We start from the raw sequence: 9,933 nt of genomic DNA on the forward strand, positions 1-9,933 counted from the left end.
TCTCACCTCCGGCGAGTGGTCGATGCGGTGTAGAAGTAGCTGGATGCTGTCGAGACGCCGGACGCGATCGCGTCGAGTCGCGCCTGCCAGGACAGGCCGCCCGCCATCGCGAGGTCGATCTTGTTGAGCGAGTCGTGGCGCTCCTTGGACATGACCCACAGGGGCTGGCCCTCGTCGTCGACCATCTTGATCTCGCGCTTCTGCGCGTTGGCGATGTGCGACGCGAGGTCCTCGTCGCCGTCGTTCGTGACCTCGCCGGCCTTGATCGCGCCGGCGTAGGACCGGCACATCTCGGCGGTGCGGCGCAGGTTGCGCGAGTCGGTGTAGAAGAACAGCACCTTCTTGGGTCCGTACTTCCCGGCCCAGGTCGCGCCCTGCTCGTCCCAGCCCTGTGCCGGGTCGAGGTACATGCGCACGACGTCGAAGACCTTGAATGCTTCGTCGACGCCCTCGTTGACCTCGTGGACCCGCACCTCAGGGGTGCCGTCGGGCGACTCGTCGGCGTAGTCCGGGACCCACAGGCCGAACTTCTGCTGGAGCCCCGTCTCGATGTCGGTCACGACGAGGCCCGTCGTGTCCTTCCAGCGCGAACCGTCGAAGCCGAGCGTCACCTTGCGGCGTACCCGGCGCGGGATCGTTGCGCCGACCTTGGCGAGTTCGTCCTTCCAGCGGCGAGCGTCGAACGCTTGGGCCTCGGCCTGCGTCCACCGGTTCAGCCAGGTCCGCTCGAGGTAGCGCGGATCGGCACGGGGGCGGTCCCACTGCTTGGCGATGCCGCGCAGGTCCGACCAGGCGGCGACCGAGGGGCCAGACGCCTCCCGGATGGCCTCGATGCGATCGGCCATGACCGAGAGGTCGTACTCCTTGCCGGTGGTCGGATCGTGCGTCCCGGCCTCGCGGTGGAAGTAGAAGAGCTCGGGCTCGTCGACCTCACCCTTGCTGATGAGCTCGGCCTCGTCCTTGTCCTTCTCTGCGACGCTGCCCTTGCCGGGCTCGCCCGCGGTCGTGGTGCCCAGCGACCAGGGGTCGTCGAGCGGACGCTTGGGGAGGTTTGCTTCCATCGCCTCGTAGGCCGACAGGGCCGTGGGGGAGTTCAGGCGGTGCGTCTCGTCGTAGTACTGGAACGTGGTCCGAGCGCCGTCTCGGGCGTTCGGCGAACCGGCCAAGGGGACGGCCTTGCCGTCCGCCCCACGCTCGCCCAGTCGGATGATCCGCTCGAGCGAGGAGTCGAACAGGTCGGCGTCGGGCCCCTCGGTGCAGACCGTGTAGAGGACGCCGTAGGCGAGTTCCATGACCTGTTCCTGCGTGGTCGCCAGGAGCGGGATGTACGGGTCGCGGACCGGCCGCCCGACGGGGTTGCCGTCCGCGTCCCAGCCGTCGAACCGGACCGGCCCCTCGCTGTGCAGCTCGACGAACGCGACCCAGCCGCCGAACTCGGTCTTGGCCGTGCCCTTGCGCCACGAGATCCGCACGCGCCGAAAGCGCCGGCGCCCCGCGAGCTCGTGGCCGCGAGGGTAGACCTCGTAGGCCTTCCAGATCGCGGCGCGCTTCTCGTCGTCCAGCCGTGCCGGCTCGCCCTTGAGGGAGCCGGGTCCGAAGACCGCGCGCTCCTCGATCAGGTCGCAGATCGGACCGCCCAGAGACGGCCAGGGTTCCTCGTCGAACGACGGGACGATGAAGGTAGTCACACGGCCCGAAGAGTGCCGCGCGGGTCACCCTTCGGCTTGTTGTCCGTGGGCGGGGTGGCCTTCTTGCGGCGCTGCTCGCCGCGCGTCTCGGCCTCGTCGGCGCGCTCGATCTCCAGGTGGAGGCGCGTGAGGGCCAACGGGTTCAGGCCGAGTCGGTCGGAGAGCTGGCGCGCCTCGGCGGCAGCCTTGAGGTCGCCCTGCTCGGCGAGCACCTTCCACCGGACGTACTGAGCAACTTCGCGGCTCGAGTGCGAGTCCTCCCAGACCGTGGCCTGCGGGGTCCGCCACAAGTCGTCCCAGAGGGCGACCTCGTCGTCGGTCGCCTGTTCGATCTGCAGGCTCAGCGTGGCGACGGTCATCTCGTTCTTGCTCAGCTCGCGCCGGAGTCGGCCGCGAGCGCGCCCGTCTTCGGCTGCCTCGAGCTCGACCTGCAGCGAGGCCACGCGATCGCGCGCGGTCTCGAGCTGGGCCGTCATGAACGGGTTGGGGCGCAGCGGCCACGGCGGGATCGCACCCAGCCGGCCGCCAGCGGGCAGCGAAGTGAAGCCCTTCTTCGGGTCGTTGCGGCGAGCTCGAGTGGACGGGTGCTTCGGAGCGGGACCCGGCATGACGATCACCTCTTCACCGCCTTGCGCGGCCTACGAAAGTGGCGCCCGACCTTCCGTCGAGCGTCGAAGTGTGTTCACCACCAGGAGTCCCGGAACCCGTACAGAGGAAAATCCCCCTCTCCGGCGGTTCCGGCAGGGTGGCTCTTTGGGGGGTACCCCCACCCTGAATCGACCGGTCCGGCGCGCTTGCTATGCCCGTTTCGGATGGTCAGCGGGCGTTCCATCCTGCGGGCTTGGTGCGGGCCGTCGTGCGGTCGTGACATGGAGCGCAGACACCGCGCCCATGGTCCGGGTCGTTGGGGTCCTGACCCATCGCCACAAGGTCGACGCGCTCGACTGGGTGGTGGTCAGCGACGGTCGAGATCGCAGCGCAGAGGCCAGCGTGTGCACCGCAGCCGCCAGCGCACACGCACCGCGGGTCGCGGGCTAGGACGTCCTCCCGGAAGCGGCGGTGACCCTTGGTGGAGTAGGGGTTGCCTGCTGGCCTGCGTGCCCTGTCGGTCTCGGCTCGGCATGCGTCGCAGGTCGAGCAGCCAGGCGGTGCGACGTCGGGGCAGCGGGAGCAGGGGGACCAGCCTCGGGGCATCCCGCCCACCTCCTGCCGTTTGGCACCCCGTCGACCGGGCGTGGTCACCGAAGGGCAGGGGAGCGTCTTGCCACGTCCGCGATGAGCCAACGGGCGCTCTTCTTGAGCCGGGTGGTGGTCTCGCCATGTCCGGTTGTGGCAACGACCTGCAGAGACTCTGGGTCGATGCCTTCCCTTTGGCAGGCGATCGCGATCCCCGTGGGGTCTATCAGCAGCTTGGCGTGTTGTCCCGGCTCCAGCCGAACTGGATAGCTCGACCCGATGCCGAGGGCTGGCTGCGTGACCCAGAAGTTCCCACCCCGACGCCCTGACCGCAAGTGGATGTTGTTCAGCATTGTTGATCCGGAGCGGCCTACGTTGGTCACGTCGATGCCGATCAGACGCTGTACGGGCCCAAGATCCCCGACGGGGATCGAGATCGCACTCGAGATCTTGATCCGCGCTTGGTCGCTTCGGCGGTCACGGATGGACCAGACGAGTGTGCCGACGGAGATCACGATCGCCGCGATGGGGAGCAGGGCGTCGGTCCACAGGTTGGTGACCACGTCGACAGTGATCACGTCATTGATGCGAAGCATGAGGTAGAACGTAGTGTCGGCTACTGACAGCGCCGACCCGGATACGCGAAAGGCCCCGTGGCGAACCTCGGGGCCTTGTCTGCTGATGGGTGAAACCCACCTAAGCACAGACTAGGTGGACAGGGCGCGGTGGGCAATGTGGCCCGCTGCCGTCATGGGGCGGCACGCTGGATGGGCTAGAACATGCCTCGTCCCTTCCCGGACCCTCGGCCCGAGAAGGCTGCAGCCAGGACGAGGGCGACTGGTGCGAGCATGGCAGCCAGGGCCTTCCCGCCTGCTTCTTGCTCGTCGAGGAACGGAGCGTTGAAGACGGCGAGTTCGGCACCGCCCACGATGAGCACGATCCCGACGAACACCGCCTTGCCACTGTACGGCGGCTTCTCGAGGACCACGTGGAGCAGGAAGCAGCCCGCCAGTCCGATTAGTGCACCCAACGCGAACACGTCGACCCCCGTCATCGAAGCGGCAGCGGCGCGGCCGGCCGCGGCCCTTCATGCCGCCACCTTCCCACGCACGGGCCGCTTGGCGAGGTCGAGCGCGTCGGCGAGTCGGTACAGCCCATCGACGACTTCCTTGAGCCTGCCGCGCTGCACCCACTTGAACACGGTGCCGGGCTTGACCTCGTGTCCGACGATCTTGAGCGCGCGCACGATCTCGATCGGCGTCATGAGCCGCTCCTCGAGCTCGTCGCGGACGTAGGCCGTCTGCTCGACCTCGGTGAACCCGGTCCCGCACTCTCGGCAGACCCCGCCGTCGCGCCCCTCGCGTAGGTAGAGCTCGCCGGCGCATCCAGCCCCGTCGGCCGTGCGCGACCGGCAGGGTCCGACGTAGGTCGGGCGAGCTGGTCGCTCAAGCGTCTTGCGGACTCGCTCGCGGAAGTCGTGGGCCTCGTCGGCGAAGTCGAGGGCCTCACGCTCGTCGGCGGTGAAGTGGCCGTACCGCTCGGCGACCTGGCCGAGCAGGGCGGGCATGGTCGACGTGGTGATGGGGTCGCGCCGGTCGGGGCAGTCCCACGAGCCCGGCGCGGGCGGGACGGGCTGGCCGGCCTTCGCGGCATCGGCGGCCGTGGTGATCCACGCGTCCACGCACCGCCCGTCGCACCCGTGCTCGGGCGGGACCTCGTCGAGAAGGACGGCGGCGTAGAACCTCGCCTGGTCCTCGATCTCGCGCATGAGGTCCGATACGGCGACGTCGATGGGGAGCGGCGCCTCGTTCGATCCGGACGGCAGCCCGGTCAGCGCGTTCCCGCCGCCGCCGTGGAGTCGAACCCGTAGGTCGGCCCAGTGGTCGACGATCCAGAGGAGATCGGTTCGTGCGTCGAGAGCGGTACGGGTGTCCACGGGCTCGCCTTCCGGTGGGCGGACTACGTTACGGCGTCGGCGGCGCGGGCTCAAGACAGGATCCGCTCAGAGTTGGCAGGGTGAAATACGGAACGTCTGAACCTGATCGACTCTTTGGGCAGTATCGTCGCACCCATTACCGAAGGAAGGTTGAAGACATGGGCAAGGAGCAGGCGGTCAGCATCCTCGTTGGCTCACGAGAAGAACCTGCAAGGCCGTACAGCCACATGTGGCGAATCTTCTCGCGCGGCACTTCGTTCTACGTCAAGGCGCGGCATCCCGAACTGGGGCAGTTTAAGGTCAGCCTGCATGGCCCTGATCCTCGTCCGGAACTTCGTCCGGGTTTTCGGTTCGGAGTCGATCGGAGTGTTCCCGCCACTACGAATCTGCTGACCGGAGAGCAGGGACACAGGGGTACATGGTACGAGGGCGAGCAGATGCCCGGTCCCAGCGGCGCCCGTCGCGTGCTGCGGATTCGGTTTGGGTGGGACATGTTTCAACCCGGCATGCCCGCAGGGCTGATCAAGTTCGACCTTAGCCGAGGGATGACTGGCGCCCTCATTAAGTTCCCCGACGTTGGTTACGCAGTTGACGTTGACTTCTTCGTGGCCGATGGGGCGCCATACTGGCCGGGACGAGTTGAGAAGATCAGGAAGGCGAATTCTGCGATCAAGCCGATTGTGAACACCGCAAACCAGTTCCTGACCGCTGTGAACGTGCACCGTTCGATGTTTCGAAACCCCACTCCGCCGACCGAGGGAAACTTGCCGCCAATGTCGGAGGGTGACCTGGTTCGCGGGGTTGTGGCATGGCTCCCAGAGGGAGGGCAGTTCCCGTGGATTACGGAACTCCCGGTCTCGAGGACTGCGTTCCGCGACCTGGACGCCTATCGCCCGCCGCGGGCAATCTCGACGGTCGGGCTCACGGGCACCAGGATGTCCGGCGATTCTTGACTTGCGCGCCCGTGTTGGTCAAGGTTGCGGGCTCAACCTTGACCGGGCTAGGCGAAGGCGACTACGCCGGGTACGTCGGTGTGGATTCCGCTGCTACAGAGCCTCACGTCGGGCGCGGAAGCGTAGGTCTCTGCGATCTCGACTAGGCAGCCCGTTCCGTGTGGCGTGCAGCGCAACCGCATCTGCGTTCGCTTGGGTAGTGGTCCTAGTGGTATGCCATGCAGTCCGCGCTCCGTGCCGATGATTACACGTTCCCGTCCACGAATCATTGCTGTCCGCACCTCGTCCAATTGCTTCACGCTGGCCGTCCGCATGTCGGCCTTGTTGCCCGTGAGCGTGTTCACCAAGCACACCGCTCGTTCCGGGCTGATCGACCACCAGATCCGGGGGGCATCCAGGAGCCCGGGACGGCGCTCGGGAATCAGGGTGGTCTGCACCGGCGCGTCACTCGTGATGAACCTCCCCTTGGGGTCGATCCAGATCTCGAGCTGCTTGCCGGTCATGACATCAGCAGCGTCGTACATCCCGGTAAAGGCCGATTCAGTGTGGGACCCTGCCAGTTGGATGGCCGTCAGGGCTTCCGTCTTCTGCCCGTTGACGCCCTGCCGCCGCCACCACTCTCCCTGGGCGGCCAACTGGCGACGCATCTGGGATGTGCGTCCTCGCTGGACGCTCACGAGAAGGCCCAGCGACATAAAGTCCTCGAAGGTGAGTTGCTCGGGGTCTGTGAGACGGCAGAGCATTGCCTGAATGCGGGCAAGTTCGCGGTCAAGTACGGCATACATGAGCTCGACTCGGTTGTGAGGCGTGCCATCGACGCCGACTACCCGGTAGAAGTTCTCGGCCACGCACGCATCGCGGAGGCCAACTAGTCGGCGATGCCCCAGGATGGTGTCAATGGTGTGGACGCGCTTGCCATCCTCTGACCAGTACTTCATGTAGCTCTTGGGCACGTAGTGGTGGCGACGTGACGGCGGGTCAGGCTGGTGGGCCTGGGCCATGAGCTCATCGAGGCGTTCGCGGGCGACACCTGAGCGCGGATCGCCACCGGTGATCGGAACCTTGCCCCACGGATTGCGCGCCGTGGAGATCAACTGCCAGTCGCCCGTGGGACTTTCTGTCATGCCCTGAGTGTCCCATCCCTGGAGGACGCACCCCTGCTCGCGCGCTTCCAGGTCCAGCGGTACTCGTTCTCGCAGACGGCGGCGAGGATCTCTTTCCGCTGGCCTACGGTGTCGATGCGGGTCATGGCTCCCCTTCGAGGGCTCGGGTGAGGTCGTGTACTACGTCGCCTAGGTTGGCCTGCTGGGAGGCGAGGCGCGCCCAGAGGGTGAGCAGATCGGTCACGCGTTCGAGTGCTGCCCGTGCCGCATCACGCTCGATGGTGGTCTGTCCGAGTAGCGGCATGACTTCGTCATAGGTGTCCGAGATGTGTTGCAGGTATGCGTTCTCGGCCCGTAGTCGGTCTACCTCGTCGGCCAGCTCGGACAGGAGTTCCTGCGTGTACACGGCCTGGCCGTTCGGGACGGCGTTCAGCACGAGCACCTCGGCCCTCGCGCGTCGGGTCAGGTCGTCGGTGCTCATGCGTCCTCCAAAGCGGTCGTGATGGCGGTGACGGTCGCGCAGGGCCACGAGATGGCGTTCTCGTAGGTGTCGACGCCGCATCCGGTGCAGTCGCCGTACCCGTCGTCTGCGTGCAGGTCGAGTACTGCGCGGAGTGCGGTGGTCCCGGCGGGCAGGTCAGTCCGCGCGTGAGCGATGAACACGCCGGTCTCGTCGTCAGTAACGGTCGCGAGGAGGTCATCGTCGCGAGTGTGTTCGGTAGATGGTCCGAACACCCACCCCTGTCCGCCGTAGGTCCATGGTCCGTCTGTGGCGGCGTTGGTGCGTGCGTCCACCTGGTCGAGCCAGGTCCGTGCGTCAGTCATCGGAGTCCTCGCAGGCGTCGCAGGTCAGCGTCAGGTACTCGCTGCGGATGGTGAAGTTCACGGGCGGGGTCAGGTCGATCTCTTCGACCTCGCCGCACTTCGGGCAGTGCGCGCTCAGGTCAGCCATGGGTTACTCCTCTCAGGCGGGCGGCGATCTCAGCGGTCAAGCGGTTGATGTTCCCGTCTGGCAGGTAGCCCCCGAGGTGCATCGAGATGACGTCTGCGATCGCCGCCTCGTCCACCACGGGCGGGGCGGCAGCTCGACGCACGAACTGGGCGATGATCTCGGTCTGGGCCTCGTCGCCGTCGCAGTCCTCGGGGAGCGTCGCGGCCACCTCGCCTGCCCATTCCTCCCAGTCGGCCACGGTCCAGCCGCCGTCGTCCACGGGCGGGGCAGGGATGCGCTCCACGCGGGTGGCGGCCGTCCACGTGATGTGCGAGCCGTCCTCGAACGTGACGATCATGTTCGGCGACAGGCCCACGTACTCCGTCGAGCGCACGGCGCGGTAGACGCTGCCCGGGAACATGACCTGGTCGCCGGGCGCGAGTTCACCCACGGCCACGTCCTCGCGTCGGGTGTCGGACACCGGGGCGGGGTGCGTGGTCAGCCACTCATCCATGTCGGTGAGGAAGTCGTCTCGCATCCAAGAGGCGGCGGAACGGTTCCTTGCGACGGCATCCCGGTACTCGACCAGCGACCCGGCCTGAGGTTGTGCCGGGTGAGCGGCGAGCAGGGCACGGAGGCGCTCGGCGATCTCGCGCCGAGCCGCGGCGTGACCGACCTGGCGCGGCTCTATCGGCGGAAGCGGCTGCCGCGCCAGGTCTTCCGCGAGCTTGGTGAGGGCGGTGCGCAGATCGTTGGGGTCGGCCGGCGTGTGGGGCTTCGGTGAGGTCGGGGCGGTCATGGGGTGGTTCCTTCGCAGTCGCAGGGCATGGTGAGCCAGCAGGTCGGGCAGGTCTCGGCGGGGCGATCGACCGTGCGGCACGTGGCGTGCTCGTACTCGCCGTCGCCGAGCGAGACGATCCGCTCGCCCGGGGCGATGTGCTCCTCGCAGTCGGTACAGGTCCCGTGGAAGCGGGCCACGAACGGGGCGCTCATCGGGTCATCACCCCCAGGTAGGACCCGCGGGGGTTCTCGTCGTCGCCGACGGGCCAGACGTCGTAGGCGTGGTCGTCGCCGCAGCTGCACGGGACCTTGCGGAACCGGCCCACGTCGAGCTCTGGCCAGTCGGCGAGATGGGTGGGCCCGTCTGCCCAGTGGCGCCCGAGCCCCTCCTCGGCGAGCAGGTGGAGCAGCAGGTCGTCGAGGTCCATCTCGCATCCGAGGTGGACGTGGATCTGCCCGTCGGGCTCGAGCCGCTCGATCTTGCGCGCGCCGTTCATGCGCCGGCCTCCACGGTCTCGGTCGCCGTGGTGGCGAGCTGGATGACGCCCTCAGCGGTGGCGATCCAGGGCGCCCTGCCGGCGGGGGAGAGGTCTTCCCAGGTGGTGTAGCGGTTCTCGGTGTGGCGGGCGTAGATGTGGGCGGCGATCGCGTCGACGAGCGGGCCGGGGGTGGGGGCGATCGTGGCGCCCTCGGCGTCGAGGGTGAGGCCGAGGTGGGCGGCGATCGCGGCGGTCATGTTGAGGGTGACGCGGATCCGCTCCGCGTTCACGTGCTGGTCGCTCATGCGTGCTCCTTGATCGGGAGTCCGGCGGCCTGCCGGACGAGGTTGGCGCCACCGGCGTAGGCGGCAGGGATCGGCGCGGGCGCCGGGGTGGGGGTGTGGTCGTCGGCTGCGAGCTCGTCGGCCCTGCAGGCGCCGCACCGGCCCTTCGGGTAGGAGCGGTGTGCGTCGCCCTCGATGTCGCAGGGCGTGTACCGGCCGCTGCTGGTCTCGGTGCCGGCGACGGCCTGCCACCAGGGCCCGAGCTCGTTCATGCGCTTCGGGGTCTGGGTCTTCGGGTCGGTCGCGACCCAGGTGAGAGCCACGGCGACGTCGCGGTAGGCGCGGTGTGCGTGGTCTCGCACGAGGAACGTGCAGAGCGATTGCAGGGGCCAGTCGGGTCGCAGCGCGTTAGCGGCTGCTGCCAGGCGCTCGACCTCGGTCCGGGTCAGCATCCCAAGGCCAATCCGTCGTGCCGCTCGCGCGGTACGTAGGTGACGATTTGGCCTTGGTCTCCACGTCCAAAACGGAGGTGAGCCGAAAGACTAAGGACGGGTCGGGTCGGGTCGGGTCGGGGGGACCGTGACTGCTGCCGTGACTCACGCG

General features: G+C 67.9%; 15 protein-coding genes. 1 reads left to right on the forward strand and 14 read right to left on the reverse strand.

Going from position 1 to position 9,933, the window contains the following annotated elements; all coding sequences use genetic code 11:
- Positions 1 to 2 precede the first annotated feature (2 nt).
- From H9652_RS04150 to H9652_RS04170, 5 genes are all read right to left on the reverse strand, one after another.
- Complete coding sequence (locus tag H9652_RS04150; protein WP_191795008.1) at positions 3 to 1,688, reverse strand: terminase; 1,686 nt, start codon at positions 1,686 to 1,688, stop codon at positions 3 to 5.
- Positions 1,685 to 2,296, reverse strand: coding sequence for a hypothetical protein (locus H9652_RS04155; RefSeq protein ID WP_157277160.1), 612 nt, complete (start codon positions 2,294 to 2,296; stop codon positions 1,685 to 1,687). The genes H9652_RS04150 and H9652_RS04155 overlap by 4 nt, the downstream gene beginning before the upstream one ends.
- 630 nt (positions 2,297 to 2,926) lie before the next feature.
- Positions 2,927 to 3,460 carry a hypothetical protein gene (locus tag H9652_RS04160; RefSeq protein ID WP_191795009.1) on the reverse strand — a complete coding sequence of 178 codons (534 nt, stop codon included), beginning with the start codon at positions 3,458 to 3,460 and terminating at the stop codon, positions 2,927 to 2,929.
- 176 nt (positions 3,461 to 3,636) lie between these two features.
- Positions 3,637 to 3,894 carry a hypothetical protein gene (locus tag H9652_RS04165; RefSeq protein ID WP_191795010.1) on the reverse strand — a complete coding sequence of 86 codons (258 nt, stop codon included), beginning with the start codon at positions 3,892 to 3,894 and terminating at the stop codon, positions 3,637 to 3,639.
- Between the two features lie 57 nt (positions 3,895 to 3,951).
- A complete protein-coding gene (locus tag H9652_RS04170; protein WP_191795011.1) occupies positions 3,952 to 4,800 on the reverse strand; it encodes a hypothetical protein in 849 nt (282 codons plus the stop codon).
- A gap of 158 nt (positions 4,801 to 4,958) precedes the next feature.
- Here H9652_RS04170 and H9652_RS04175 point away from each other — a divergent pair, with 158 nt between their 5' ends.
- Positions 4,959 to 5,753, forward strand: coding sequence for a hypothetical protein (locus H9652_RS04175; protein WP_191795012.1), 795 nt, complete (start codon positions 4,959 to 4,961; stop codon positions 5,751 to 5,753).
- Between the two features lie 47 nt (positions 5,754 to 5,800).
- Here H9652_RS04175 and H9652_RS04180 read toward each other — a convergent pair whose 3' ends face one another.
- The 9 genes from H9652_RS04180 to H9652_RS04215 all read right to left on the reverse strand — a co-directional run bounded on the left by H9652_RS04180 (position 5,801) and on the right by H9652_RS04215 (position 9,692).
- Complete coding sequence (locus H9652_RS04180; protein WP_191795013.1) at positions 5,801 to 6,877, reverse strand: DUF4238 domain-containing protein; 1,077 nt, start codon at positions 6,875 to 6,877, stop codon at positions 5,801 to 5,803.
- 121 nt (positions 6,878 to 6,998) lie between these two features.
- Positions 6,999 to 7,337, reverse strand: coding sequence for a hypothetical protein (locus tag H9652_RS04185; protein WP_191795014.1), 339 nt, complete (start codon positions 7,335 to 7,337; stop codon positions 6,999 to 7,001).
- Positions 7,334 to 7,681 carry a hypothetical protein gene (locus H9652_RS04190; protein ID WP_191795015.1) on the reverse strand — a complete coding sequence of 116 codons (348 nt, stop codon included), beginning with the start codon at positions 7,679 to 7,681 and terminating at the stop codon, positions 7,334 to 7,336. Before H9652_RS04190 ends, H9652_RS04185 begins: the two co-directional genes overlap by 4 nt.
- Complete coding sequence (locus tag H9652_RS20035; RefSeq protein WP_263598999.1) at positions 7,674 to 7,808, reverse strand: hypothetical protein; 135 nt, start codon at positions 7,806 to 7,808, stop codon at positions 7,674 to 7,676. Before H9652_RS20035 ends, H9652_RS04190 begins: the two co-directional genes overlap by 8 nt.
- On the reverse strand, positions 7,801 to 8,586 hold the full coding sequence (locus H9652_RS04195) for a hypothetical protein (RefSeq protein WP_191795016.1): 786 nt from the start codon (positions 8,584 to 8,586) through the stop codon (positions 7,801 to 7,803). Before H9652_RS04195 ends, H9652_RS20035 begins: the two co-directional genes overlap by 8 nt.
- Positions 8,583 to 8,780 (reverse strand): hypothetical protein, encoded by a 198-nt coding sequence (locus H9652_RS04200; protein WP_191795017.1) that lies wholly within the window; start codon positions 8,778 to 8,780, stop codon positions 8,583 to 8,585. Before H9652_RS04200 ends, H9652_RS04195 begins: the two co-directional genes overlap by 4 nt.
- Positions 8,777 to 9,064, reverse strand: coding sequence for a hypothetical protein (locus tag H9652_RS04205; RefSeq protein ID WP_191795018.1), 288 nt, complete (start codon positions 9,062 to 9,064; stop codon positions 8,777 to 8,779). The genes H9652_RS04200 and H9652_RS04205 overlap by 4 nt, the downstream gene beginning before the upstream one ends.
- Entirely contained in the window at positions 9,061 to 9,351 is a 291-nt protein-coding gene (locus H9652_RS04210; RefSeq protein WP_191795019.1) for a hypothetical protein, read from the reverse strand. The genes H9652_RS04205 and H9652_RS04210 overlap by 4 nt, the downstream gene beginning before the upstream one ends.
- The gene (locus H9652_RS04215; RefSeq protein ID WP_191795020.1) at positions 9,348 to 9,692 is read right to left on the reverse strand and encodes a hypothetical protein; all 345 of its coding nucleotides are present in this window, start codon (positions 9,690 to 9,692) and stop codon (positions 9,348 to 9,350) included. Before H9652_RS04215 ends, H9652_RS04210 begins: the two co-directional genes overlap by 4 nt.
- Between the last annotated feature and the right edge of the window lie 241 nt (positions 9,693 to 9,933).

This window comes from Oerskovia rustica (assembly GCF_014836555.1).
GTDB lineage: Bacteria > Actinomycetota > Actinomycetes > Actinomycetales > Cellulomonadaceae > Oerskovia > Oerskovia rustica.

Coding starts and splice junctions, on each gene's coding strand:
- H9652_RS04155 (WP_157277160.1), bottom strand. CDS start 2,296: ATGCCGGGTCCCGCTCCGAAGCACCCGTCCACTCGAGCTCGCCGCAAC.
- H9652_RS04160 (WP_191795009.1), bottom strand. CDS start 3,460: ATGCTTCGCATCAATGACGTGATCACTGTCGACGTGGTCACCAACCTG.
- H9652_RS04175 (WP_191795012.1), top strand. CDS start 4,959: ATGGGCAAGGAGCAGGCGGTCAGCATCCTCGTTGGCTCACGAGAAGAA.
- H9652_RS04180 (WP_191795013.1), bottom strand. CDS start 6,877: ATGACAGAAAGTCCCACGGGCGACTGGCAGTTGATCTCCACGGCGCGC.
- H9652_RS04185 (WP_191795014.1), bottom strand. CDS start 7,337: ATGAGCACCGACGACCTGACCCGACGCGCGAGGGCCGAGGTGCTCGTG.
- H9652_RS04190 (WP_191795015.1), bottom strand. CDS start 7,681: ATGACTGACGCACGGACCTGGCTCGACCAGGTGGACGCACGCACCAAC.
- H9652_RS20035 (WP_263598999.1), bottom strand. CDS start 7,808: ATGGCTGACCTGAGCGCGCACTGCCCGAAGTGCGGCGAGGTCGAAGAG.
- H9652_RS04195 (WP_191795016.1), bottom strand. CDS start 8,586: ATGACCGCCCCGACCTCACCGAAGCCCCACACGCCGGCCGACCCCAAC.
- H9652_RS04200 (WP_191795017.1), bottom strand. CDS start 8,780: ATGAGCGCCCCGTTCGTGGCCCGCTTCCACGGGACCTGTACCGACTGC.
- H9652_RS04205 (WP_191795018.1), bottom strand. CDS start 9,064: ATGAACGGCGCGCGCAAGATCGAGCGGCTCGAGCCCGACGGGCAGATC.
- H9652_RS04210 (WP_191795019.1), bottom strand. CDS start 9,351: ATGAGCGACCAGCACGTGAACGCGGAGCGGATCCGCGTCACCCTCAAC.